The organism is Streptomyces cupreus (assembly GCF_014257025.1).
Taxonomy (GTDB): domain Bacteria; phylum Actinomycetota; class Actinomycetes; order Streptomycetales; family Streptomycetaceae; genus Streptomyces; species Streptomyces cupreus.
The window spans coordinates 1-22,850 of the sequence record NZ_JACMSF010000038.1; the positions used below are offsets into that span (position 1 = coordinate 1).

23 protein-coding genes are annotated in these 22,850 nt (G+C 72.1%); 6 read left to right on the forward strand and 17 right to left on the reverse strand.

Features of this window, described 5'->3' with window-relative positions:
* Window positions 1-22 precede the first annotated feature (22 nt).
* Window positions 23-565, reverse strand: a complete 543-nt coding sequence (locus H4N64_RS29125; protein ID WP_186285413.1) for a bacterial proteasome activator family protein — start codon at window positions 563-565, stop codon at window positions 23-25.
* A gap of 143 nt (window positions 566-708) precedes the next feature.
* Between H4N64_RS29125 and H4N64_RS45630 the strand changes: the two genes are divergently transcribed.
* The gene (locus tag H4N64_RS45630) at window positions 709-1,104 is read left to right on the forward strand and encodes a hypothetical protein (RefSeq protein WP_186285414.1); all 396 of its coding nucleotides are present in this window, start codon (window positions 709-711) and stop codon (window positions 1,102-1,104) included.
* 4 nt (window positions 1,105-1,108) lie between these two features.
* Here H4N64_RS45630 and H4N64_RS29135 read toward each other — a convergent pair whose 3' ends face one another.
* Window positions 1,109-2,089, reverse strand: coding sequence for an NAD(P)H-quinone oxidoreductase (locus H4N64_RS29135; RefSeq protein ID WP_186285415.1), 981 nt, complete (start codon window positions 2,087-2,089; stop codon window positions 1,109-1,111).
* A 162-nt stretch (window positions 2,090-2,251) separates the two neighbouring features.
* On the opposite strand from H4N64_RS29135, the gene H4N64_RS29140 reads away from it, so the two are divergent.
* On the forward strand, window positions 2,252-3,244 hold the full coding sequence (locus H4N64_RS29140; RefSeq protein WP_186285416.1) for an ATP-binding cassette domain-containing protein: 993 nt from the start codon (window positions 2,252-2,254) through the stop codon (window positions 3,242-3,244).
* Window positions 3,241-4,089 carry an ABC transporter permease gene (locus H4N64_RS29145; RefSeq protein WP_186285417.1) on the forward strand — a complete coding sequence of 283 codons (849 nt, stop codon included), beginning with the start codon at window positions 3,241-3,243 and terminating at the stop codon, window positions 4,087-4,089. The genes H4N64_RS29140 and H4N64_RS29145 overlap by 4 nt, the downstream gene beginning before the upstream one ends.
* A 13-nt stretch (window positions 4,090-4,102) precedes the next feature.
* Here the strand turns inward: H4N64_RS29145 and H4N64_RS29150 are convergent, their stop codons facing one another.
* Genes H4N64_RS29150 through pdhA form a run of 6 tightly spaced genes read right to left on the reverse strand, consistent with a single transcriptional unit; the run spans window position 4,103 to window position 10,989 of the window.
* Window positions 4,103-5,209, reverse strand: coding sequence for an NAD-binding protein (locus tag H4N64_RS29150; protein WP_186285418.1), 1,107 nt, complete (start codon window positions 5,207-5,209; stop codon window positions 4,103-4,105).
* The gene (locus tag H4N64_RS29155; RefSeq protein WP_186285419.1) at window positions 5,197-6,591 is read right to left on the reverse strand and encodes a molybdopterin molybdotransferase MoeA; all 1,395 of its coding nucleotides are present in this window, start codon (window positions 6,589-6,591) and stop codon (window positions 5,197-5,199) included. The genes H4N64_RS29150 and H4N64_RS29155 overlap by 13 nt, the downstream gene beginning before the upstream one ends.
* A complete protein-coding gene (locus H4N64_RS29160; protein ID WP_186285420.1) occupies window positions 6,588-7,499 on the reverse strand; it encodes an NTP transferase domain-containing protein in 912 nt (303 codons plus the stop codon). Before H4N64_RS29160 ends, H4N64_RS29155 begins: the two co-directional genes overlap by 4 nt.
* Window positions 7,500-7,553: 54 nt before the next feature.
* A complete protein-coding gene (locus H4N64_RS29165) occupies window positions 7,554-8,852 on the reverse strand; it encodes a dihydrolipoamide acetyltransferase family protein (RefSeq protein WP_186285421.1) in 1,299 nt (432 codons plus the stop codon).
* On the reverse strand, window positions 8,852-9,856 hold the full coding sequence (locus H4N64_RS29170) for an alpha-ketoacid dehydrogenase subunit beta (protein ID WP_186285422.1): 1,005 nt from the start codon (window positions 9,854-9,856) through the stop codon (window positions 8,852-8,854). The genes H4N64_RS29165 and H4N64_RS29170 overlap by 1 nt, the downstream gene beginning before the upstream one ends.
* Complete coding sequence (gene pdhA / locus H4N64_RS29175) at window positions 9,853-10,989, reverse strand: pyruvate dehydrogenase (acetyl-transferring) E1 component subunit alpha (protein WP_186285423.1); 1,137 nt, start codon at window positions 10,987-10,989, stop codon at window positions 9,853-9,855. Before pdhA ends, H4N64_RS29170 begins: the two co-directional genes overlap by 4 nt.
* Before the next feature lie 190 nt (window positions 10,990-11,179).
* Between pdhA and H4N64_RS29180 the strand changes: the two genes are divergently transcribed.
* Entirely contained in the window at window positions 11,180-11,662 is a 483-nt protein-coding gene (locus H4N64_RS29180) for an Lrp/AsnC family transcriptional regulator (RefSeq protein ID WP_186285485.1), read from the forward strand.
* Between the two features lies 1 nt (window position 11,663).
* On the opposite strand, the gene H4N64_RS29185 is transcribed toward H4N64_RS29180, so the two are convergent.
* On the reverse strand, window positions 11,664-12,254 hold the full coding sequence (locus H4N64_RS29185; RefSeq protein ID WP_186285424.1) for a TetR/AcrR family transcriptional regulator: 591 nt from the start codon (window positions 12,252-12,254) through the stop codon (window positions 11,664-11,666).
* A complete protein-coding gene (locus tag H4N64_RS29190) occupies window positions 12,251-13,768 on the reverse strand; it encodes a 3-hydroxyacyl-CoA dehydrogenase (RefSeq protein WP_186285425.1) in 1,518 nt (505 codons plus the stop codon). Before H4N64_RS29190 ends, H4N64_RS29185 begins: the two co-directional genes overlap by 4 nt.
* 160 nt (window positions 13,769-13,928) lie before the next feature.
* On the opposite strand from H4N64_RS29190, the gene paaN reads away from it, so the two are divergent.
* Window positions 13,929-15,620 (forward strand): phenylacetic acid degradation protein PaaN, encoded by a 1,692-nt coding sequence (gene paaN / locus H4N64_RS29195; RefSeq protein ID WP_186285426.1) that lies wholly within the window; start codon window positions 13,929-13,931, stop codon window positions 15,618-15,620.
* Here paaN and H4N64_RS29200 read toward each other — a convergent pair.
* The 3 genes from H4N64_RS29200 to H4N64_RS29210 are packed head-to-tail and all read right to left on the reverse strand — an operon-like array spanning window position 15,617 to window position 18,263.
* Window positions 15,617-16,360 (reverse strand): TrmH family RNA methyltransferase, encoded by a 744-nt coding sequence (locus H4N64_RS29200; protein WP_186285427.1) that lies wholly within the window; start codon window positions 16,358-16,360, stop codon window positions 15,617-15,619. The two genes, paaN and H4N64_RS29200, sit on opposite strands and share 4 nt — an antisense overlap.
* The gene (locus tag H4N64_RS29205) at window positions 16,357-17,559 is read right to left on the reverse strand and encodes an HTTM domain-containing protein (RefSeq protein ID WP_186285428.1); all 1,203 of its coding nucleotides are present in this window, start codon (window positions 17,557-17,559) and stop codon (window positions 16,357-16,359) included. The genes H4N64_RS29200 and H4N64_RS29205 overlap by 4 nt, the downstream gene beginning before the upstream one ends.
* Window positions 17,556-18,263: a DUF5819 family protein gene (locus tag H4N64_RS29210; RefSeq protein ID WP_186285429.1), complete on the reverse strand. Its 708-nt coding sequence runs from the start codon at window positions 18,261-18,263 to the stop codon at window positions 17,556-17,558. Before H4N64_RS29210 ends, H4N64_RS29205 begins: the two co-directional genes overlap by 4 nt.
* A 205-nt stretch (window positions 18,264-18,468) precedes the next feature.
* Between H4N64_RS29210 and H4N64_RS29215 the strand changes: the two genes are divergently transcribed.
* Window positions 18,469-19,602 carry an acyl-CoA dehydrogenase family protein gene (locus H4N64_RS29215; protein ID WP_186285430.1) on the forward strand — a complete coding sequence of 378 codons (1,134 nt, stop codon included), beginning with the start codon at window positions 18,469-18,471 and terminating at the stop codon, window positions 19,600-19,602.
* A gap of 28 nt (window positions 19,603-19,630) precedes the next feature.
* Here the strand turns inward: H4N64_RS29215 and H4N64_RS29220 are convergent, their stop codons facing one another.
* The 4 genes from H4N64_RS29220 to H4N64_RS29235 all read right to left on the reverse strand — a co-directional run bounded on the left by H4N64_RS29220 (window position 19,631) and on the right by H4N64_RS29235 (window position 22,787).
* Entirely contained in the window at window positions 19,631-19,960 is a 330-nt protein-coding gene (locus H4N64_RS29220; protein ID WP_186285486.1) for a rhodanese-like domain-containing protein, read from the reverse strand.
* Window positions 19,961-19,981: 21 nt separating this feature from the next.
* Entirely contained in the window at window positions 19,982-20,821 is an 840-nt protein-coding gene (locus H4N64_RS29225) for a hypothetical protein (RefSeq protein WP_186285431.1), read from the reverse strand.
* A 136-nt stretch (window positions 20,822-20,957) separates the two neighbouring features.
* Window positions 20,958-22,436: a DUF2252 domain-containing protein gene (locus H4N64_RS29230; RefSeq protein ID WP_186285432.1), complete on the reverse strand. Its 1,479-nt coding sequence runs from the start codon at window positions 22,434-22,436 to the stop codon at window positions 20,958-20,960.
* Window positions 22,437-22,511: 75 nt separating this feature from the next.
* Entirely contained in the window at window positions 22,512-22,787 is a 276-nt protein-coding gene (locus H4N64_RS29235) for a hypothetical protein (RefSeq protein ID WP_186285433.1), read from the reverse strand.
* Window positions 22,788-22,850: the final 63 nt, after the last annotated feature.

Genomic DNA, 22,850 nt, shown 5'->3' on the forward strand with positions numbered 1-22,850 from the left:
CCCGCCGGGCCCTTCGCCGTCTCTACAGGTACGGTCCGCCGGAGCGGCCACCCGTGCGGGGGTCGTCGCCGTCCTCGTGGCCGACGCCCGGCGGGAGGGCGCGGCGCATCTGCTCCAGTTGGGCCCGGGCCGCCATCTGCTGGGCGAACAGGGTGGTCTGGATGCCGTGGAAGAGGCCCTCCAGCCAGCCCACCAACTGGGCCTGCGCGATACGCAGTTCCGCGTCGGACGGGGTCGCCTCGTCGGTGAACGGCAGGGACAGCCGCTCCAGTTCCTCGACCAGCTCAGGGGCGAGTCCGTCCTCCAGCTCCTTCACCGAGCTGGCGTGGATCTCCTTGAGCCGGACCCGGCTGGCCTCGTCGAGAGGAGCCGCGCGCACCTCTTCCAGCAGCTGCTTGATCATGCTGCCGATCCGCATGACCTTCGCGGGCTGCTCCACCTGCTCCGTCACCGGAATCTCACGGGAGTCCTCGTCTGCGGTGCCACCACTGAGCGCCATGCCGTCCTGGCCCACGACCAGGATCTGCGGGTTCTCCGGCGACCTTTCGTTCCTCGGCATCTCCATGCCGCCATTCTCTCGCACCCCTACATCTCATCAGCGTGGTGCCCCCCGTGGCAGGTGATCCACCGTTTACGTACGCGGACTTTCCGTCACCCGGTGGCAGGGTCCGGAATGCCTGACTTATTGGCCGATGTAAGGCTTGTTCCGTGACTCCATGGCTGCGGACAGTGCGGGCGACGGGACTGGCCGTCGTCCTCGTGGCGGGCTGGGGGTGCCAGGTGGCGTACGGCGAAGAGGGCACGCCGTCGGCTTCCGTGTCCGCCTCCGTCTCGCCCTCCCGGGCCGGGAGCGCGGCCGGGGAGGGGCGGGAGCGGCCCGGGCGGCGGGGGGAGAGCGTGCCCGAGGCCGAGGAGGAGACGCCGTTGGCCGAGCCCTCCCCGACGGCTCCGGCCGAGGCCACCGGCTCCCCCGTGCCCGCCGGGCAGGAGGTCGTGAGGGCCGAGCCCGTCCTTGAGGTGCTGCCGCTGGGCAGCGGTCTCGTACTGATCGGGCTCGGCCTCGCACTGGCCTTCGTGGGGCTACGGCTCAGACGTACCGACTGATCCGTCACGCCGTCACGAGCAGCACCTTTCCGACGTGCGCGCTCTCCTCCACGATCCGGTGCGCTGCCGCCGCCTCCCTCATCGGGACCTCCCGGTCGACCACCGGACGCACATGCCCGCCGTCCAGCAGCGGCCACACATGCTCGCGCACGGCCGCCACGATCGCCGTCTTCTCGGTCAGCGGGCGGGCCCGCAGAGAGGTCGCGCTGACCGCGGCGCGCTTGTTCAGGAGCGTGGCGATGTTCAGCTCGCCCTTGACGCCGCCCTGCATGCCGATGATCGCGAGGCGGCCGTTGACCGCGAGGGCCCGGACATTGCGGTCCAGGTACTTGGCGCCCATGTTGTCGAGGATGACGTCGGCGCCCGCCCCGTCGGTGGCCTTCCCTACCTCCTCGACGAAGTCCTGCTCCTTGTAGTTGACGAGGATGTCCGCGCCCAGCTCGGCGCACCGGTCCAGCTTCTCCCGCGTCCCGGCGGTGACCGCGACCTTCGCGCCGACGGCCTTGGCGAGCTGGATCGCCATGGTGCCGATGCCGCTGGAGCCGCCGTGCACCAGCAGTGTCTCCCCCGGGCGCAGGTGGGCGATCATGAAGACGTTCGACCAGACCGTGCAGACCACCTCGGGCAGCGCCGCCGCCTCCACCAGACCGACGCCCTTGGGCACGGGCAGCAGCTGTCCCGCCGGAACGACGACCTTCTCGGCGTAACCGCCGCCCGAGAGCAGCGCGCACACCTCGTCGCCGACGGCCCAGCCGGAGACCCCGGGGCCGACCGCGGCGACGCGTCCCGAGCACTCCAGGCCCGGATAACGGGACGTGCCGGGCGGCGGGTCGTAGAAGCCCTGCCGCTGAAGGATGTCGGCCCGGTTCACGGCGCTCGCCGCCACCTCGACCAGGACCTCGCCCTCCGCGGGCGCCGGATCCGGCACCTCGGCCCAGACCAACGCCTCGGGCCCGCCGGGTTCCTCAATCGTGATCGCATGCATGAGAGGGACGCTACTCCTCGGTCCTGCTCCTCGGTCCGCGGTCCCGGCCGCTCTCCGTCCTTGGACCGGTCTGCCGGGAAAACCCTGTGCGGGAGCGATGAGTTTGCGCGACGGTGAAGGTCTCCCCATGCGTAGCCCATGTACGCGGAAGGACATCCCACCATGAGCCAGCACACGTCAGCCCTGGCCATCGAGACGGCGGGCCTGGTGAAGACGTTCGGCGAGACCAGGGCCGTCGACGGAGTCGATCTGGCGGTCCCGGCCGGCACCGTCTACGGCGTCCTCGGCCCGAACGGCGCCGGGAAGACCACCACCGTGAAGATGCTCGCCACCCTCCTGCGCCCGGACGGCGGCGAGGCCCATGTCTTCGGCCACGACGTCGTGCGCGAAGCCGACGAGGTGCGCGGCCGGGTCAGTCTGACCGGTCAGTACGCCTCCGTCGACGAGGACCTCACCGGCACCGAGAACCTGGTGCTGCTGGGCCGGCTCCTCGGCCATGGCAAGCAGGCCGCGCGGCGGCGCAGCGAGCAGCTCCTGGCGGCCTTCGGGCTCACGGAGGCCGCCGGCAAGCAGGTCAAGCACTACTCGGGCGGCATGCGGCGCCGTATCGACATCGCCGCGTCCATTCTCAGCACCCCCGATCTGCTCTTCCTCGACGAGCCGACGACCGGGCTCGACCCGCGCAGCCGCAACCAGGTGTGGGACATCGTGCGCGCGGTGGTCGCCCAGGGCACGACCGTGCTGCTGACCACGCAGTACCTGGACGAGGCCGACCAGCTGGCCTCCCGGATCGCGGTCATCGACCACGGCAAGGTGATCGCCGAGGGCACCAAGGGCGAGCTGAAGGCGTCCGTCGGCGCCGGATCCGTCCATCTGCGGCTGCGGGATCCCGAGCAGCGGCCGGAGGCGGAGCGCGTGCTGCGTCTCGCGCTCGACGCGGACGTCCAACTGGAGCCGGATCCCGTGGCGCTGACGGCCCGTCTCGCCTCGGCGAGCAGCGACAGCGCGGCGGAGCAGGCCTCGCGGGCGCTCGCCGAACTGGCCCGTACCGGCGTCACCGTCGACAACTTCTCGCTGGGCCAGCCCAGCCTGGACGAGGTCTTCCTCGCCCTCACCGGACACGGCACACAGACTTCCGAGGAGGTGGCGGCGTGAGCACCGCGACCACGACCGACAGCAAGGACCTCGCCCCCGTCAGCGCCGAGTCGCTCGCCGCGCTGCTGGTGAGCGGTGAGCGGCCGCCCCGGCCGAGCGCGCTGTCGGCCTCGCTGACCTTCGGCTGGCGGGCGGTGCTGAAGATCAAGCATGTGCCGGAGCAGCTCTTCGACGTCACCGCGTTCCCGATCATGATGGTGCTGATGTACACGTACCTGTTCGGGGGCGCCCTGGCCGGGTCCCCGAAGGAGTACATCCAGTTCCTGCTGCCGGGCATCCTGGTGATGTCGGTGGTGATGATCACGATGTACACCGGTGTCTCGGTCAACACCGATATCGAGAAGGGCGTCTTCGACCGGTTCCGGTCGCTGCCCATCTGGCGGCCGTCGACGATGGTCGGCTATCTGCTCGGTGACGCCCTGCGGTACACCATCGCGTCCCTCGTGATGCTCACGGTCGGCATGATCATCGGCTACCGACCGGACGGCGGGGTGGGCGGTGTCCTCGCCGGGGTCGCGCTGCTGGTCGCCTTCTCGTTCGCGTTCTCGTGGGTCTGGACGATGTTCGGGCTGCTGCTGCGCAGCGAGAAGTCGGTGATGGGCGTCAGCATGATGGTGCTGTTCCCGCTGACCTTCCTGTCGAACATCTTCGTCGACCCGAAGACCATGCCGGGCTGGCTCCAGGCGTTCGTCAACAACAGCCCCATCACCCATCTGTCCTCCGCGGTGCGGGAGTTGATGGCGGGCGACTGGCCGGCCGACGAGATCGCCTGGTCGCTGGGGTGGGCCGGACTGTTCGTGCTGGTCTTCGGGCCGATCACGATGCGGCTGTACAACCGCAAGTAGCCCTCGGAGGCCCTCAGTCCTGGGGGATCGGGCGGGCGTCGGGCGCGACCTGTGTGCCCGGCGTCGCCCGGACGATGGTGATGAGCCGGTCCGTTGCCTGAAGGGTGCCGACGGCCGGGTCGTCGTATCCGAGCACCCGATGCCCCCGTACGACGCTGACCACCAGGTCCGATGTCTCCCTGGGCCCCTTGCCCACCTCGGCCTTTATGACCGGCCGTTCGACGATGTCGAGCCCGCTGCCCTGCTGGATCAGGTCCTCCATCACCATGCCGGCTGCGGGGCTGAGCACCGACAGACCGAGCAGCCGGCCGGCCGCGCTCGCGCTGGTGATGACCGCGTCGGCACCGGACTGCTTGAGCAGCGGGGCGTTCTCCTCCTCGCGGACCGCGGCCACGATCTTCGCCCCGCGGTTGAGCTGGCGGGCCGTCAGTGTCACCAGGACGGCGGTGTCGTCGCGCTGGGTGGCGATGATGATCTTCCGGGCCCGGTGCACCTCGGCCCGCATCAGCACATCGCTGCGGGTGGCGTCGCCCACGATGCCCGCGTAGCCCTCGGCGGTCGCCGCGTCGATCACCTTGGTGCTGGGGTCGACCACGATGACCTGTTCCTTCTTCAGGCCCGTGGCGCAGACGGTCTGGATCGCCGAGCGGCCCTTGGTGCCGAAGCCGACGACGACGGTGTGGTCCCGCAAGGCGGACCTCCAGCGGTTCAGACGCCATTCCTCCCGGGTGCGCTCGGTGAGGACCTCCAGCGTGGTGCCGACCAGGATGATCAGGAACAGCACTCGCATGGGCGTGATGACGAAGATGTTGGTGAGCCGGGCGCCGTCACTGACGGGGGTGATGTCGCCGTATCCCGTGGTGGAGAGGCTGACGGTCGCGTAGTAGAAGGCGTCGAGCAGGTCGACGGAACCGTCGGAGTTGTCGTTGTAGCCGTCATGGTCGGCGTAGACGACGAGCGCGGTCGCCACCAGCAGCGTCAGCGCCATGACCACCCGCTTGGCGACCTGGCGGAACGGGTGCGCCACCACCTTCCTCGGCAGCTTCACCCGATGGGTCACCACACGTTCGTCCGGCCGGCGCGCGATGACGTCCTGGCCCGGAAGTTTCACGTGAAACACACCCCGATGCCTGAGGACGCCCAGGGCAGGTCCAGCAGTTCCGCCTCCTCCCCGGCCCCGGTACCGCCCGGCGGTACGACGGCCAGGGCGTCGGCGGCCGCGACGCCCCGCAGCATCGCCGGGCCGTTGTAGTGCAGCGGCACGGCATGGTCACCGCGCAGCACCACGGGGATGAGCCGGGTGTCGTACGGATGCCCGTGCGCCGCGTCCTGCAACGGCAGCGTGTACGGCTCGGGGGCGGGGCGGGCCGCGAGGGTGCGCAGGAGGGGCTCGGCGAGCGTCAGCAGACCGGAGACGGCCGCGAGGGGGTTGCCGGGCAGGCCGACGAGGTGCTGGTTCTCCTTGGTGCGGGCCAGCAGCATGGGGTGGCCCGGGCGCACCTTGACGCCGTTGACCAGGAGTTCGGCGCCGAGGCGGCGCAGGGTGGGGTGGACATGGTCCACGGGTCCGGAGGCGGTACCGCCGGTGGTGACGATCAGGTCGGCCTCGGAGTAGGCGATGGCCTTGTGGAGCGCCTCGGCGTCGTCGCCGAGCCGGCGCACGGTGGTGACCTCGGCGCCGAGCGCCCGCAGCCAGGGCGGGAGCATCGGGCCGAGCGCGTCCCGGATCAGCCCGTCGTGCGGCCGCCCCTCGGTGAGCAGTTCGTCGCCCAGCACGAGTACGTCGACGCGCGGCCGGGGTACGGCGGTGAGGGTGTCATAGCCCGCGGCGGCGGCGAGGCCGAGGACGGCCGGGGTCATCAGGGTGCCGACGGGGAGCAGTTGGTCGCCGGAGCGGCACTCCTGGCCACGGGGGCGGATGTCCTGGCCTTGGTGCAGGGTGGGGGTCCCCCCGGTCGAGCGAAGCCGAGAGTGGGGGAGGGTGGTGTGCAGCCGGCCCTTGTCGTCGGTGCGGCCGTGCTCGCTGCGCAGGACGGCGGTGGTGTCCAGGGGGATCCGGGCGCCGGTGGCGATGCGGACCGCCTCGCCGTCGGTGAGCGGCGCGGGTTCGGCGTGCCCGGCCAGGACACCGGTCTCCCGTACGTCCCAGGGGCCGGGTCCGGCGACCGCCCAGCCGTCCATCGCGGAGGTGTCGAAGGAAGGCAGGTCGGTGAGGGCGGTGAGGGGGACGGCGAGGGTCAGGCCGAGCGATTCTTCGAGGGGCACGGAGACGGGGGCGCGGCGGGCGCCGCGCCGGCGGCCCGCGCCGGCCGCGATGGTGCGGGCCTCGGGCCAGGGGGTGGCCCGGTGGCGCTCGGTCCGGTGCTCCTGAGGGGCGGCCGGCCGGTGCCTCGGGGCGGGTGTGTGGTCGCCGGTGGGGGGGTTCTCCTTCACGAGTGCGAGCACCTCCTCGACGTCGAGGTCCTCGGCGTCCTCGTCGTGCCGGACGCTGCGGGCGGTCATCCGGCGTCCGGGGTGGCGTTCGGCTCCGCGTCCGTGCCTGCGCTCGGGGTCTGCTCCGACGCCCAGCGCGCGGCGAGGTCCGCGGCCTTGCGGGCGGCCTCGGCGACCGCCTCGGGACCGCCTTGGGCCTGCGCTGCCGCGTAGCCGACGAGGAAGGTGGTCAGCGGGGCCGCGGGCCGCGCCACTCCGTGGGCGGCGTCGCGGGCCAGGTCCAGCAGGACCTTGATGTCGACGTCGAGGTCGATGCCCAGCTCGTCCTTGACTGCGGAAATCCATTCATCCAACACGTGCCCATGCTCCCTGATACGTGCCCTGGCGGTGGCGATGTCGTCCCAGGTGTCGCAGTCGAAGGACGCGACGGGGTCGGGGACGCGGCTGAGGCGGAGCCCTGCGGTGAGCCGGCGCAGGGGCAGGCCGGTGAGGCCGCCGTACTCCTTGACGATCGCGGCGAGGCCCTCGCGCAGCACCGGTGCGCGGTACGCGGCGACCAGGGGCTGGTCGCGGCCGTCGGCGTCGGTGAGCAGCACACCGTCTTCCGTACCGTCCCGCAGCGCGGCCAGCAGTCGCCGTACGGTGCCCTCTTCGAGGAACGGCAGGTCGGCGGAGAGCGCGACGACGTGGTCCGCGGTGGTGTGGCGCAGGCCGGCGTCGAGGGCGGCGAGCGGGCCGCCGCCGGGCGGGTCCTCGCGGGCCCAGGTCACCGGGCGGGCGGTGGGCCTGGGGTCGGCGACGACGACGGTGGTGCGCGCGTCGGCGCAGGCGGCGAGCACCCGGTCCAGCAGCGGGCGCCCGCCCACGCTCAGGCCGGGTTTGTCGGCGCCGCCGAGCCGCCGGGCTGCGCCCCCGGCGAGCACGACGGCGTCGTACGCCTCAATGCCCGGGTCGACCGGGGGCTCGTACGCGGTCACACCCTGAGTATGCGTGCCCCGGCGATCACACGGAACGGCGGGGAGCACGCGCACTCATAGTGTGCGCAGCAGCACCGCCGGCTGTTCCACGCAGTCCGCCACATAGCGCAGGAAGCCGCCCGCCGTGCCGCCGTCGCAGACCCGGTGGTCGAAGGTGAGCGAGAGCTGTACGACCTGGCGCACCGCGAGCTCGCCCTCGTGCACCCACGGCTTGGGGACGATGCGGCCGACGCCGAGCATCGCGGCCTCGGGGTGGTTGATGATCGGGGTGGAGCCGTCGACGCCGAACACGCCGTAGTTGTTCAGCGTGAAGGTGCCGCCGGTGAGTTCCGCCGGCGTCAGCGCGCCGGTGCGGGCCGACTCGGTGAGCCGGGCGAACTCGGCGGTCAGCGACTCGGCGTCCCGCGCGTGGGCGTCCCGTACGACCGGGACGACCAGGCCCCGCTCGGTCTGCGCGGCGAAGCCGAGGTGGACGTGGTCGTACTGGACGACCTCCTTGGCCTCCATGTCCACGCTGGAGTTGAGCTCGGGGAACCGGGCGAGGGCGGCGGTGCAGATGCGGGCCAGCAGGGCCAGGAGGGAGATCTTCGGGCCGCCTGCCGCGTTCATCGCACCGCGGGCGCGCATCAGCTCGGTGGCGTCGGCGTCCACCCAGCAGGTCGCGTCGGGGATCTCACGCCGACTGCGGGAGAGCTTGTCGGCGACGGCGCCGCGGATGCCCTTGAGGGGGGTGCGGATCTCGCCGGTCGTGACGGGGACGGCGGGGGCAGGGGCCGCGGGAGCGGCGGTACGTCCGCGCGCGGCGGCGGCGCGAAGGGCGTACTCCACGTCGGCGCGCAGAATCAGGCCCTCGGGGCCCGAGCCGGTCAGTTCGCGCAGGTCGAGGCCGTTCTCGCGGGCGAGGCGGCGGACGAGGGGGGAGATCACCGGAACCGGCCCCTCCGGCACCTCCGGCGTCTGCGGCACCTCCGGCGCCTCATGCACGGCGGCCGTGCCGTTCGCCGACGGCTGCGCCGGGCGTACCCGCCTGCGCCGCGCCGGTGCCTCCGACGTGCCGTAACCCACCAGCACATTGCCCGACCCCTCGGTCTCACCGCCGGAGACCGGTGCTCCCACGGCGACCGTGATCAGCGGCGCCCCGACGGGCAGCTCGGTGCCCTCCTCGCCGAAGCGGGCGGTGACCACGCCGGCGTAGGGGCAGGGGACGTCGACCATCGCCTTGGCCGTCTCGACCTCGACGACCGGCTGGTCCACGGCGACGACATCGCCGACCTGCACCAGCCAGCGCACGATCTCCGCCTCGGTGAGCCCCTCGCCGAGATCGGGGAGCTTGAACTCCAACACCTGTGCCATCAGCTCTCGGCCTCCCATTGCAGACGCCCCACGGCGTCCAGGATCCGGTCCACGCCGGGCAAGTGGTGACGCTCCAGCATCGGCGGCGGGTAGGGGATGTCGAACCCGGCAACCCGGAGCACCGGCGCCTCCAGATGGTGGAAGCAGCGCTCCGTGACGCGGGCCGCGATCTCCCCTCCCGGGCCGCCGAACCCGCCCGACTCGTGCACGACGACCGCTCGCCCGGTCCGTCGTACCGAGGCGCAGACCGTCTCGTCGTCGAACGGCACCAGCGAGCGCAGGTCGACGACCTCCAGGTCCCACCCTTCCTCCCGGGCCGCCTCGGCGGCTTCGAGGCAGACGGGAACGGACGGACCGTACGTGATGAGCGTGGCGCTCCGGCCCGAGCGCCGCACCACCGCGCGGCCGATCGGTTCAACGCTCTGCGGGTCCTCCGGGTTCCAGGAGTCCTTCGACCAGTACAGACGCTTCGGCTCCAGGAAGACGACCGGGTCGTCGGAGGCGATCGATGCGCGCAGCAGGCCGTAGGCGTCGGCGACGGTGGCGGGGGTGACGACATGGAGCCCCGGGGTCGCCATGTAGTACGCCTCGGAGGAGTCGCTGTGGTGCTCGACGCCGCCGATGCCGCCGCCGTAGGGCACGCGGATGGTGATGGGCAGGGGCATGGTGCCGCGGGTGCGGTTGCGCATCCTCGCGACATGGCTGATCAGCTGCTCGAACGCGGGGTACGCGAAGGCGTCGAACTGCATCTCCACGACCGGGCGCAGGCCGTACATCGCCATGCCGACGGCGGTGCCGAGGATGCCGGCCTCGGCGAGCGGGGTGTCGGTGCAGCGGTCCTCGCCGAACTCCTTGGCGAGTCCGTCGGTGACCCGGAAGACGCCGCCGAGGGTGCCGACGTCCTCGCCCATGACGTGCACGGACGGGTCGTCCGCCATGGCGTCGCGCAGCGCGCGTGTGAGGGCCTGCGCCATGGTGGCCGGCTTGAGGGCGACGGTGGTCATCGGTGCGACCCTTCCGACTCGGCGTCGAGCTCGGCCTGCAACTGGGCCTGCTGTTCCCGCAGTTGCTGGGTGGGCTCGGCGTACACCTGGGCGAACAGGTCCCTGGGGTCGAGCCGCGGGTCCTGGTTCATGCGCTCGCGCAGGTCGGCGGCCATCGCCTCGGCGGCGTCCATCGCGGCCTGTTTGCCGGCCTCGTCGAGCAGGCCGCGCTCGGTCAGCTCGTGCTCCAGCAGGGCGATCGGGTCGTGTCCGCGCCAGGTCTCGACCTCGGAGTCGCCGCGGTAGCGGGTGGCGTCGTCGGCGTTGGTGTGGGCGTCGATCCGGTAGGTGATCGCCTCGATCAGGGTGGGGCCGCCGCCCGCGCGCGCGTGGCGCACGGCATCGGTCAGCACCTCGTGCACGGCGGCGGCGTCGTTGCCGTCGACCAGCCGTCCCGGCATGCCGTAGCCGACGGCCTTGTGGGCCAGCGACGGGGCCGCGGTCTGCTTGGCGAGCGGGACGGAGATCGCGAAGCCGTTGTTCTGGACGAGGAAGACGACCGGCGCCTGCCAGACGGCGGCGAAGTTCAGCGCCTCGTGGAAGTCGCCCTCGCTGGTGCCGCCGTCGCCGACCAGGGCGAGCGCGACCACGTCGTCGCCCTTGAGGCGGGCGGCGTGAGCGAGCCCGACGGCGTGCGGCAGCTGGGTGGCGAGCGGCGTGCACAGGGGGGCGACGCGGTGCTCGCGCGGGTCGTAGCCGGTGTGCCAGTCGCCGCGCAGCAGGGTGAGCGCCTGGACGGGGTCCACACCTCGGGCGACGGCCGCGAGGGTGTCGCGGTAGCTGGGGAAGAGCCAGTCGCGCTCTTCCAGGGCGAGCGCGGCGGCGACCTCGCAGGCCTCCTGGCCGGTGCTGGACGGGTAGACGGCGAGCCGGCCCTGCTTGGTCAGGGCGGTGGCCTGGGTGTTGTACCGACGGCCGCGCACCAGTTCGGCGTAGAGGCGGCGCAGCAGGCCGGGGTCGGCCTTGGCGGCCGCTTCGGTGCCGAGGACGCGGTAGGGCTCCGCGTCGGGCAGCAGCGGCGCGGGGTCGGTACGGGGCTGCCAGGCGGGCGGCGGCGATGGCCGGTACGCGCCTCGCTGCTCCATGACCGTCATGACGGCACCTCCTCGTGGGAGCGGCTACGGGAGGCGTGTCGGCTGTGACCCGCCTCACCTACCGATTGTTCGGTCGTCGGCACATTTTGGCTACAGGCCCCTCCAGGCTGTGGACAAACGGTTCTCCACACCCTGAAATGAACGCAGTACGTCCACGACAGGGAGGCGGGGGGACATGGCACCTGAACAAATGGCCGAGAGTCCCGAGGGCGGTGCCCTGCCACCGCCACGTCCTCTCGACGCCATCGATCAGGACATCCTCCAGATGCTCCAGGCGGACGGCCGGGCCTCGATACGGTCGGTCGCCGAGCGGGTGCATGTCTCGCGCGCCAACGCCTACGCGCGCATCAACCGCCTCATCGAGGACGGCGTCATCCGGGGCTTCGGCGCCCGCGTCGACCATGAGCGCGCCGGGCACGGGACGTCGGCGTACATCACCTTGAAGATCGTGCAGAACACCTGGCGCACCGTGCGCGAGCAGCTCAGGCAGTTGCCGGGGGCCTCGCACATCGCGCTGGTGGGGGGCGATTTCGATGTCCTGCTGCTGGTGCACACGCCCGACAACCGGGCGCTGCGCGAACTGGTGCTCACCCGGCTCCAGGCCATCCCCGAGGTGCTCAGCACCCGCACCCTGCTGGTGTTCGAGGAGGAGGACCTGGAGCCGCAGGGCTGACTCAGGCGGCCCGGCGCAGTCCGCCGAAGACCACCTGTACGACGGCGTCGGCGACCTCGCGCTCGCTCATGCCCCGGCTGTCCGGGCGGTACCACTCCACGATGGAGTTGATCATCCCGAAGACGAGCCGGGTGGCGAGCCGCACCTCCACATCGCCGCGTACGTCCCCGTCGGCGGCCGCCGCCTTCAGCAGCTCGGCGACCTTGTGGTCGAAGTCGCGGCGCCGCTCCAGGGCCCACCGCTCGGTGTCGGTGTTGCCGCGCACCCGCAGCAGCAGCGTCACGTACGGCAGCTCGGATATCAGTACCTCGACCATGCGCCGTACGACATGTTCCAGGCGGTCCGAGGCGCGCCCCACGCGCGCGTGCTCCTCGTCGAGGATCCCGAAGAGGCCGTCCAGCGCCCGGCTCACCGCGCGGCGCAGCAGCTCCTCCTTGCCGGTGACGTGGTGGTAGATCGACGACTTGGAGATGCCGGCCGCGCGGGACAGATGCTCCATGGAGGTGCCGTCGTAGCCGCGCTCGTTGAAGACCTGGACGGCCACCGACAGCAGCGTCTCGGGGGTGTACGTGTCCCGCTTGGCGGTGGTCATGAGCCGTTGCCCTCCCGCTTGTCCGTGGCGTACGCGTGCCGGTACAGCGCGAGGGAGGGCGCATACCGCCCGGAGGGGTCGCGCAGATGGAGGTCGTCGAGGAGGGCGTAGGCCCAGTTGCGGCCCAGCCTGCGGCTCCACTCGAAGGGCCCGAGCGGGTAGTTGACGCCGAGGCGCATCGCCGTGTCGACGTCCTCCTCGGTGGCCACGCCCTTGGCGACCGCGTCATGGGCGAGGTCGACGATGCGGGCGACCGTGCGGGCGACGATCATGCCGGGCACGTCGCCGATGACGCTGACGTCCTTGCCGAGCGCCTGGAACAGGCCGATCGCCTCGGTGAGGGTCACCGGGGAGGTGTCCTGGGAGGCGGACAGGGCGATCCGGGTGGCGCGGCGGTAGTCGAGCGCGAGGTCGAAGTAGACGACGTCGCGGAACTCCACCGAGGTCTGTCCGTCGGCGAGCGCCAGCTGGCCGCCGCCCGGCAGGACGAGCCGGGTGCCGTGGTCCTCGTCCTCCTCGCGCACGGAGATGCCCGCCTCGCGCAGCAGCGTGAGCAGTTCGGCGGCGGGGCCGAGGTCGCCCTCGGCGACGACGTACGCGGGCGGGCGTTCGCGCTCGGCGGTGTGCGGTTCGGAGCGGTCGGCGCCCTCTGCGTAGTCGTACCAGCCCTGTCCGCTCTTGCGGCCGAGGCGGCCGGACTCGACCAGGCGGCGCTGGGCGAGGGAGGGCGTGAAGCGGACGTCCTGGAAGAAGGACTGCCACACCGAGTGAGTGACGGACTCGTTGACGTCCTGCCCGATCAGGTCGGTCAGTTCGAAGGCGCCCATCTTGAAGCCGCCGCACTCGCGCAGGACCGCGTCGATGGTGGCGGGGTCGGCGCCCTGGGCCTCGTAGACGGCGAAGGCCTCGGCGTAGAAGGGCCGTGCGATGCGGTTGACGATGAAGCCGGGGGTGTCGGCGCAGGCGACCGGGGTCTTGCCCCAGGCGCGGGCCGTCTCGTACGCGCGCGTGGCCGAGGTGACGTCGGTGGCGAACCCGGAGACGACCTCGACGAGCGGCAGCAGCGGGGCGGGGTTGAAGAAGTGCAGGCCCACGAAGCGGCCGGGGTTCGCGAGGGCGCCGCCGATGGCGGTGACGGACAGCGAGGAGGTGTTGGTGGCGAGCAGGCAGTCGTCGGCGACGACCTCCTCCAGCGCGCGGAAGAGTTCCTGCTTGACGTCGAGGCGCTCCAGGACGGCCTCGACGACCAGGGCGCAGTCGGCGAGGTCGGTGAGGTGCTCGGCGGGCAGCAGCCGGGCGTGCGCCGCGTCCCGGTCGGCGCCGGTCAGGCGGTCCTTCTCGACGAGCCGGTCCAGGCGGGCGCGGATTGCGGCGGCCGCTTCCCGGGCTTTCCCGGGCGCGGCGTCGTACAGCCGTACGGGGTGGCCGGCGACCAGCGCGACCTGGGCGATGCCCTGGCCCATGGTGCCGGTGCCGACGACGGCCACGGGGCTGCTGAGGTCGAGTGCTGTCATGTGCGCGATCCTCCCGCACGGGGCTTTCCACAGATGCGGCGGACCCCCTTGAACCGACCGATCGTTCGGTTACTCTAACTCTGACCGCCCATTCCTGCCCATGTTTCTGCCCAGGTCATGAACTCGACGGAGAGTTCTTGAAACAAGGAGTTGGTCCCGCATGGCCGCCGCCCTGACCGCCCACGACCTGATCGCCAAGCACCGGCCCACCCTCGACCAGGCGCTCGAAGCCATCCGCACGCGCGCGTACTGGTCCCCGCACCCCGAGCACCCCAAGGCCTACGGCGAGAGCGGCAGCCTGGACATGGCGGCGGGCAAGGCCGCCTTCGACGCCCTCCTCGGCACCCGCCTGGACCTCGGCCAGCCCGGCACCGACGGCTGGGTGGGCGGCGAGGTCTCCCCCTACGGCCTCGCGCTCGGCGTGGAGTACCCGCACGCGGACGTGGACGTGCTGCTGCCCGCCATGAAGGCCGGACAGCGGGCCTGGCGGGACGCGGGCGCGGAGATCCGCGCGGTGGTCTGTCTGGAGATCCTCAAGCGGATCAGCGACCGCACCCACGCGTTCGCGCACGCGGTCATGCACACCTCCGGGCAGGCGTTCATGATGGCGTTCCAGGCGGGCGGCCCGCATGCGCAGGACCGCGGCCTCGAGGCGGTGGCGTACGCGTACGTGGAGCAGGTCCGCACCCCCGACACCGCCGAGTGGACCAAGCCGCAGGGCAAGAAGGCCCCCCTCGCCCTGACCAAGGCGTTCACGCCGGTGCCGCGCGGGATCGCCCTGCTGATCGGCTGCAACACCTTCCCGACCTGGAACGGCTACCCGGGGCTTTTCGCGTCCCTGGCCACCGGCAACGCGGTGCTGGTGAAGCCGCACCCGCGCGCGGTGCTGCCGCTCGCGCTCACCGTCCAGGTCGCGCGCGAAGTACTGGCCGAGGCCGGGTTCGACCCGAACCTCGTCGCGCTCGCCGCGGAGCGGCCCGGCGAGGGCATCGCCAAGACGCTCGCCGTGCGCCCCGAGATCCGGATCATCGACTACACCGGTTCGACCTCCTTCGGCGACTGGCTGGAGGCCAACGCCCGTCAGGCGCAGGTCTACACGGAGAAGGCCGGCGTCAACACGGTGCTCGTGGAGTCGACCGACGACTACAAGGGGATGCTGTCCAACCTCGCCTTCTCGCTGTCGCTGTACAGCGGGCAGATGTGCACGACGCCGCAGAACCTGCTGATCCCCCGGGACGGGATCCGCACGGAGGACGGTCCGCGGACCTTCGACGAGGTCGTCGCCGATCTGGCTCGCTCGGTGGACGGGCTCCTCGGTGACGACGCCCGCGCGAACGCACTGCTCGGCGCGATCGTGAACCCGGACGTCAAGGCGCGTCTCGAAGCCGCGGCGGGACTGGGCGAAGTCGCCCTCGCCTCCCGCGGGATCAGCAACCCGGACTTCCCGGACGCGGTCGTCCGTACGCCGGTCATCGTCAAGCTGGACGGGGCCAAGCCGGACGACGAGGCCGCGTACATGAGCGAGTGCTTCGGGCCGGTGTCCTTCGCGGTGGCGGTCGACTCGGCCGGCGACGCGGTGGAGCTGCTGCGGCGGACGGTCCGGGAGAAGGGCGCGATGACGGTGGGGGCGTACACCGTCGACCCGGAGGTCGAGGCGGCGGTGCAGGAGGCCTGCCTGGAGGAGGCGGCCCAGCTGTCGCTGAACCTGACGGGCGGGGTGTACGTCAACCAGACGGCGGCGTTCTCCGACTTCCACGGCTCCGGCGGCAATCCTGCCGCCAACTCCGCTCTCACGGATGGGGCGTTCGTCGCGAATCGCTTCCGCGTGGTGGAGGTGCGGCGGGAGGCCTAAGAGCCCCTGAACGCGCTCCAGTGGTACAGCGTCATCGCGACGCTCGTCGCCAAGTTGTAGCTGGACACCTGCGGGCGCATCGGCAGGGACAGCAGGTGGTCCGCGCGCGTGCGGACCTCGGGCGACAGGCCGCTGCGTTCCGAGCCGAAGGCCAGGACGGCGTCATCCGGGAGCTTGGTGCCCCGGATGTCGTCGCCCTCGGGGTCCAGGGCGAACAGCGGGCCCTCGGGGAGTTCGTCCGCCGTCAGACGTTCCACCGCCGTCGCGAAGTGCAGGCCCGCGCCACCGCGTACGACCGTGGGGTGCCAGGGGTCGAGGGTGCCGGTCGTGACGACGCCCGTCGCGCCGAAGCCCGCCGCCAGGCGGATCACGGCGCCCGCGTTGCCGAGGTTGCGCGGGTGGTCGAGGAGCACCACGGGGGCAGTGCGCGGGGCGCGGGCCAGCAGCTCCAGGTTTGCCGCACGGGACGGTCGTACCGCCAGAGCCGCCACGGCCGTGGGATGCGGGCGCGGGACCAGGGACCGGTATGTCTCCTCCGGGACCTCCGTGAGGAGCGCGGCCAGCGTGTCCCGTACGTCCGGGGCCAGCTCGTCGGCCAGGGCGAGGGCCGCCCGCCGGTCCGTCGCCACCGCCACCGGGACCTCGGCCCCGAAGCGCACCGCGTGCTTGAGGGCGTGGAAACCGTCCAGGAGTACGGCGGTGTCGGCGAGGCGGTGCCAGGTGGTGACGGGGGTGGTCATGACGGGGAGCCTACGTGGGCCTGCTCGGGGTTCTCCGGGCTGCGGGGCCGGGGAAGCGCCGCGCGGTCGGCCCGCCGTACACGCACGCGTGCCGCCCAGGCGCCCAGGCGGCGCAGGAACGTCGTCGGCAGGAAGACCGCGTCCGCCGCGATCATCGCCAGCGAGAAGAACGGCAGGCCCAGCACGACGGCGATCACCGCGTGCTCGAAGATCATGGCGGCCAGCAGGACGTTCTTGACCCGCCGGTTGAACAGCGTGAACGGAAAGGCGACCTGGACCAGGACCGTCCCGTACGTCACCAGCATCACCATGGTGCCGCTGGCCGAGAGGGCGTCGGCGAGCGCGGGCCAGGGGGAGAAGTAGTCCAGGTGCAGCGGGTAGTAGACGGCGGTGCCGTCCTGCCAGCGGGAGCCCTGGATCTTGTACCAGCCTGCGGTGGCGTAGATCAGACAGGCCTCGGCCATGATCACGAACAGGGCGCCGTTATGCACGATGTTCGCGATCACGTCGAGCAGGACGCGCGGTTCGGCGGTGCGCGCCCGGTGCCCGACGACCCACCACACGGCCTGGGCGATCCATACCGTCCACAGGATGAGCGGCACGGTCAGGTCGCCGTCGAGCCGGCCCGCGAGCGTGGCCGCGACCAGCACGAATCCCAGTACGGCCCACAGGGCGGGCCCCACCCGGTCGGTCACCCGCTCGCCACGCGCGCGTGCCGCCTGTTCCCGGTCCGCCCTGCGCGCGTCCAGGGACCAGACCCGGCCGCAGCGGGTGAAGACCAGGTACATCGACATCAGATGCAGGACGTTGTCGCCGCCGTCTCCCATGAAGATGGAGCGGTTCTGCAGCGAGAGCACGCCGACCATGAACAGGACGGACATCGTGCGGGTGCGCCAGCCGAGCAGGAGCAGGACGGCGAAGAGGACGGCGAGGGCGTAGACCACCTCGAACCAGAGGCGGCCGTCGGTCCAGATCAGCGCCGTGAAGGCGCCGTTCGTGCCGATCAGCTGCTGGGCGAGGTCGAAGCTCCAGGGGCCGCCGGGGCCGTACAGCTCGTGGCGGTGGGGCAGCTCCCGCAGCAGGAAGAGCAGCCAGGTCGCGGCGAAGCCGATCCGGACCACGGCCGTCTGGTACGGGCCGAGGGCGCACTCGGTGACCCGGGCGATGCCGGCCGAGAGCGCGAGGGCGAAGCGGTTCATGCCGGATCCCCCTCGGCCTCGTCCTCGGGGACCTCCCACCAGGGCAGCTCCCGGTACATCGGCTTGTCCGACACCTGCTCCTGGCTCCACTCGGGCGGGCGGACGTTGGTGGTGCGGGAGCGGATCTGGACGCGCTCGACGAGTCCCCCGGGTCCGGCCGCGTCCTCGCGGTCCAGGCGCAGGACCACGATCCGGCGCAGATACGACTCGGCGAGGTCGCCGCGCAGGCCGACCGGGCGGTTGTCGTTGTCGTGGGTGGCGACGAGGAAGTCCCAGGCGCGGCGCAGTTCGTTCTGCTGGGTGTGGCTCGGCAGGAGGTTGCCGTCGATGTCCCGGCCGTCGTGGGCGGACAGGTCGTACCAGCCGGTGGTGCGTATGCCGCCGTCCGGCTCGCGGATCTCGGCGCGTACCTGGACGGCGATGTTCTGCTGGAGCGGGTTGGGCGCGAAGAGCTTCCAGTTCTGCTCGAACTCGGGATAGATCCAGTCCTCGATGGCCGGGCCGTGCTTCTTGCTGACCGTGTTCGATGGCGCGACGTGCAGGAAGACCATGCCTATGTGCACACAGACGGCCACCGCGACGACGGCGAGCGCGAGGGCGGCGGCGATCTGGTAGCGCAGGGAGAGGGCGGCCACGCCTTTGCGGGGCGCGGGCTCGGGCCCCGGCCCGTGGCGGGCGTCGCCCGCTGTGTCGTACGCGTCCATTCCGCCCCCTTTCCCGATCCCGGTCCCGGCAGCACCTCCCCGGGCGGCCCTGCCTCGGGGGGACACCTTACGGCGCCCGGCTCACGAAGAGGTCACGTCCGCCGAACGGCCGGTGGGCGGCTCAGTCCCTGCCGTTCCCTTCTTCTAGAACCTGTTCTATCTTGACGCACCGTCAGATATCCGTGTGCGCGGGAGGGCAGGGACCGTGGACTTTTCCTTCACCGAGGAGCAGCAGGCGGCGGCCGAGGCGGCGCGGGGGGTGTTCGCCGGGGTCGCGCCGGACGCCGTGCCGAGTCCCGCGCTCACCCCGGGCGCGGTGGCCGAGGACTTCGACCGCGCGCTGTGGGCCCGGCTCGCCGACGCCGATCTGCTGAGCCTGCTGCTCGCCGAGGAGCACGGCGGGGCGGGGCTCGACGCCGTCGCGCTGTGTCTGGTGCTGCGGGAGGCGGCGGGGGTGCTGGCCCGGGTGCCGCTGCTGGAGCACAGCGCGGCGCTCGCCGTCCTCCAGGCGTACGGCGGTCAGGAGCTGACCTCCGGCCTGCTCGCACGGGCCGGGCGGGGGGAGGCCGTGCTGACCGTCGCCGCGCACGGGCGCACCGGGCACGATCCGGCGGAGCTCGCGGTGACCGCGCGGCGGGACGGTGCGGGGTGGGTGCTGGACGGTGCGCAGACGGCCGTTTCCTGGGCGTACGACGCCGATCTCGTCGTCGTTCCGGCGTGCGCGGACGGGGATCGGACGGTCCTTGGGGTCGTACCGCGCGGGCATGCGGGGGTCGGTCTCGCCGAGCAGTACTCCACCAGCGGGGAGCGGCTCGGGGAGCTGCGCCTTGACTCCGTGCGGCTCGCGGAGCGGGATGTGGTGGAGGCGGAGGGGGCCTGGGAGCGGCTGCGGGAGCTGTTGACGGTGGGGACGTGTGCGCTGGCGCTCGGTCTCGGCAGCCGGGTCCTGCGGATGACCAGCGAGTACACGGGCAAGCGGGAACAGTTCGGCCACCCCCTCGCCACCTTCCAGGCGGTCGCCGTGCAGGCCGCCGACCGGTACATCGACCTACGCGCGATGGAGGCCACGCTCTGGCAGGCCGCGTGGCGGATCACCGCGCGGGCGCCGGGGGCGCTGCCGGTCGCCGGGGATGTCGCCGTGGCCAAGATCTGGGCCTCGGAAGGGGTACGGCGGGTCGTGCAGACGGCACAGCATCTGCACGGGGGGTTCGGGGCCGACGTCGACTACCCGCTGCACCGGTATCACGCGTGGGCCAAACAGCTGGAGCTGGCGCTCGGGCCGGCGGCGGCGCACGAGGAGGCGCTGGGGGACTTGCTGGCCGCGCACCCCCTGGCCTGAGGCGGGGGCTATCTGGCCTGAGTCACGGCTACAGGACGAAGCCCTGCTCGCCCTCGTCCGTCACGACCGGTCGGCCCGCCGCCGCCCAGACCTGCATGCCGCCGTCGACGTTCACCGCGTCGATGCCCTGCTGGACCAGGTACATCGCGACCTGGGCGGAACGGCCTCCGGAACGGCAGATCACATTGACCCGGCCGTCCTGCGGGGCGGCCTCGGTCAGCTCGCCGTAGCGGGCGACGAACTCGCTGATGGGGATGTGCAGCGCCCCCTCGGCATGGCCCGCCTGCCACTCGTCGTCCTCGCGGACGTCCAGAAGGAAGTCGCCGTCCTTGAGGTCCGTGACCTCGACCGTGGGCACGCCTGATCCGAAATGCATGGTTCAGACGCTACCGGAGGGTGGGGAGAGCAGTTCCGCCAGTTCCGCCTCACGTGCGGAAACATCCGCCAGCAACTGCTCCGCGATCTCCTCGAGCAGCTTGTCCGGGTCGTCCGGAGCGAGCTTCAGCATGGAGCCGATCGCGCTCTCCTCCAGCTCCCGTACGACCAAGGTGAGCAGCTCCTTGCGCTGGGAGAGCCACTCCAGGCGGGCGTAGAGCTCCTCGGCGGGGCTCGGTTGCCGGTCCTTGGGGGCCGGGCCCGCCGCCCACTCCTCGGCCAGTTCCCGCAGGAGGGCCTCGTCGCCCCGGGCGTACGCGGCGTTCACCCTGGTGATGAACTCCTCCCGGCGCGCTCGCTCCTCGTCCTCCTGGGCCAGGTCGGGGTGGGCCTTGCGGGCGAGCTCGCGGTAGAGCTTGCGGGCCTCCTCGCTGGGGCGCACCCGCTGCGGGGGCCGTACCGGCTGGTCCGTGAGCATCGCGGACGCCTCCGGGAACAGACCCTCGCCGTCCATCCAGCCGTGGAACAGCTCCTCGACCCCCGGCATCGGCATGACCCGCGCCCGCGCCTCCTGCGCCTTGCGCACGTCCTCCGGATCGCCGGAACGCGCGGCCCTGGCCTCGGCGATCTGAGCTTCCAGCTCGTCGAGACGGGCGTACATCGGGCCGAGCTTCTGGTGGTGCAGCCGGGAGAAGTTCTCGACTTCGACGCGGAAGGTCTCCACGGCGATCTCGTACTCGATCAAGGCCTGCTCAGCAGCCCGAACGGCCCGCTCCAGCCGCTCCTCGGGCCGCGGGGCGGTCTCCTCGTCGGGCTGGGACTGATCGGCTTCCGGGGTCGTCACCCGCCCAGCCTAGGCCACCGCTCGACCGCACCGGTCGGGCGATCACGACTTCGGGGCTTCGGGACAGTCGGCCGGGACAGCTCCACCTGGAACTCCCGTCGGCTCACCGACCCCCGCCCGTCGGGCTCGGCGTACCTCACACCCCCGTCTCCGCCGCGATCCTCCCCGCCCGTACCGCCGTCACCAGGTCCGCGTGGTCTGCTTCCGTGCGGTCGGCGTAGGACACCGCGAAGGTTGCCATCGCCTCGTCCAGTTCCTCGTTCTTGCCGCAGTAGCCCGCGATCACACGCGGGTCCGCGCTGTGGGTGTGGGCTCGGGCGAGGAGGGCGCCGGTCATGCGGCCGTAGTCGTCCAGTTGACCGGGGGAGAGAGCCGCCGGGTCCACGCTGCCCTTGCGGTTGCGGAACTGGCGTACCTGGAAGGGGCGGCCCTCGACCGTCGTCCAGCCCAGGAGGATGTCGCTGACCACCTGCATGCGCTTCTGGCCCAGGACCACTCGGCGGCCCTCGTGTTCCACCTTCGGGGTGTCGAAGCCGGCCGTCGCCAGGTGCGGGAGGAGGGCGGAGGCGCGGGCCTCCTTCACCTGGAGGACCAGAGGTTCGCCTCGATGGTCGAGGAGGAGGACGACGTAGGAGCGGGTGCCCACACTGCCCGTGCCCACGACCCGGAACGCCACGTCGTGCACCGCGTGCCTGGCCAGCAGCGGAAGACGGTCCTCCGAGAGCGTCGCGACGTACTCCTCCAGCGACGCGGCCACCGCCGCCGCCTCCTCGTCCGGTGTCCGGCTCAGTACCGGCGGTGCGGCCACGAAGCGACGGCCGCCGTCCTCGGTCGGCTCCGTCGACTTCGCCGCGAACCGGCCGCTGGTGTTGGAGCGCGCCTTCTCGGCCACCCGCTCCAGCGTGCCGAGGAGGTCATGGGCGTCGGTGTGGGAGACCAGTTCCTCGTCCGCGATGGCGTTCCACGCGTCCAGCACCGGGAGCTTGGCGAGCAGCCGCATCGTCCGCCGGTACGCCCCCACCGCGTCGTGCGCCGCCTTGCGGCAGGTGTCCTCGGACGCGCCCGCCTCCCGGCCCGCGAGCACCAGCGAGGCCGCGAGCCGCTTCAGGTCCCACTCCCAGGGTCCGAGCAGCGTCTCGTCGAAGTCGTTCAGGTCGATGACCAGGCCGCCGCGGGCGTCGCCGTACAGACCGAAGTTCGCCGCGTGGGCGTCGCCGCAGATCTGGGCGAGGACGCGGGTCATGGGGGTGCGGGCCAGGTCGTGGGCCATCAGGCCGGCCGAGCCGCGCAGGAAGGCGAAGGGCGTCGCCGCCATCCGGCCCACCCGAATCGGCGTGAGCTCGGGGATACGGCCGCGGTTGGACTCCTCCACCGCCGCGAGCGCGTCGGGGCGGCCCGGGTCCAGATCGAGGAGTGCGTGCGTACTGCGCGGAACACGGTCCCGCAGGGCCTTGCCCTCCTGCTTCGCGGCGCCGTTCCCCGGCCACTCGGCGAATCCGCGCACCCGGGGCAGCCGCCGGGACCCCGCGCCTTCCTCCGAGGTCGCCCTCGCACCGACGTCGACCACACCGACCGCCTCCCCCGCACCCGAACCGCCTCCGGCCCGCACGAACATCAACTCGTGCCGACGGTACAGCGGGGGGACGGAAACGCGTCAGCCCCTGTGGACAACCCGGGGCCTGTGCAGGTGTCAGCGTGGCCCGGCCCGGTCTCCCCGCGCGCTCAGAAACGCCGTGAACGCCTCGATCACCAGCCGCAGCGACGCCTCCACGGCCGCGTCCCCGTCCGCGGTGGCCGCGGGGCGGGCGACCACGGCGCCCGACTGCCTGCCCCGGCCCGTCTCCAGGTACGCCAGGACGTCCTCGGCCCGCAGCGGCGCCCCGTCCGCGGGGCGGGGCAGGGCGTCGAGCAGACCTTGCAGGGTGTCGAGCAGCTGCCGCCGTTCCGCGGCGGTTTCGCGATTCATACCCCCAGGCTGGTGAAGAGTGGTCAAGGACCGTTCAAGGAGCCGCCAACGGCTGAGGTCCGG

Excerpts from the sequence above, each read along its gene's own strand:
- H4N64_RS29125 (WP_186285413.1), bottom strand. The coding sequence starts at position 565 with ATGGAGATGCCGAGGAACGAAAGGTCGCCGGAGAACCCGCAGATCCTG.
- H4N64_RS29135 (WP_186285415.1), bottom strand. The coding sequence starts at position 2,089 with ATGCATGCGATCACGATTGAGGAACCCGGCGGGCCCGAGGCGTTGGTC.
- H4N64_RS29140 (WP_186285416.1), top strand. The coding sequence starts at position 2,252 with ATGAGCCAGCACACGTCAGCCCTGGCCATCGAGACGGCGGGCCTGGTG.
- H4N64_RS29155 (WP_186285419.1), bottom strand. The coding sequence starts at position 6,591 with ATGACCGCCCGCAGCGTCCGGCACGACGAGGACGCCGAGGACCTCGAC.
- H4N64_RS29165 (WP_186285421.1), bottom strand. The coding sequence starts at position 8,852 with ATGGCACAGGTGTTGGAGTTCAAGCTCCCCGATCTCGGCGAGGGGCTC.
- H4N64_RS29170 (WP_186285422.1), bottom strand. The coding sequence starts at position 9,856 with ATGACCACCGTCGCCCTCAAGCCGGCCACCATGGCGCAGGCCCTCACA.
- pdhA (WP_186285423.1), bottom strand. The coding sequence starts at position 10,989 with ATGACGGTCATGGAGCAGCGAGGCGCGTACCGGCCATCGCCGCCGCCC.
- H4N64_RS29180 (WP_186285485.1), top strand. The coding sequence starts at position 11,180 with ATGGCCGAGAGTCCCGAGGGCGGTGCCCTGCCACCGCCACGTCCTCTC.
- H4N64_RS29185 (WP_186285424.1), bottom strand. The coding sequence starts at position 12,254 with ATGACCACCGCCAAGCGGGACACGTACACCCCCGAGACGCTGCTGTCG.
- H4N64_RS29190 (WP_186285425.1), bottom strand. The coding sequence starts at position 13,768 with ATGACAGCACTCGACCTCAGCAGCCCCGTGGCCGTCGTCGGCACCGGC.
- paaN (WP_186285426.1), top strand. The coding sequence starts at position 13,929 with ATGGCCGCCGCCCTGACCGCCCACGACCTGATCGCCAAGCACCGGCCC.
- H4N64_RS29200 (WP_186285427.1), bottom strand. The coding sequence starts at position 16,360 with ATGACCACCCCCGTCACCACCTGGCACCGCCTCGCCGACACCGCCGTA.
- H4N64_RS29205 (WP_186285428.1), bottom strand. The coding sequence starts at position 17,559 with ATGAACCGCTTCGCCCTCGCGCTCTCGGCCGGCATCGCCCGGGTCACC.
- H4N64_RS29210 (WP_186285429.1), bottom strand. The coding sequence starts at position 18,263 with ATGGACGCGTACGACACAGCGGGCGACGCCCGCCACGGGCCGGGGCCC.
- H4N64_RS29230 (WP_186285432.1), bottom strand. The coding sequence starts at position 22,436 with ATGTTCGTGCGGGCCGGAGGCGGTTCGGGTGCGGGGGAGGCGGTCGGT.
- H4N64_RS29235 (WP_186285433.1), bottom strand. The coding sequence starts at position 22,787 with ATGAATCGCGAAACCGCCGCGGAACGGCGGCAGCTGCTCGACACCCTG.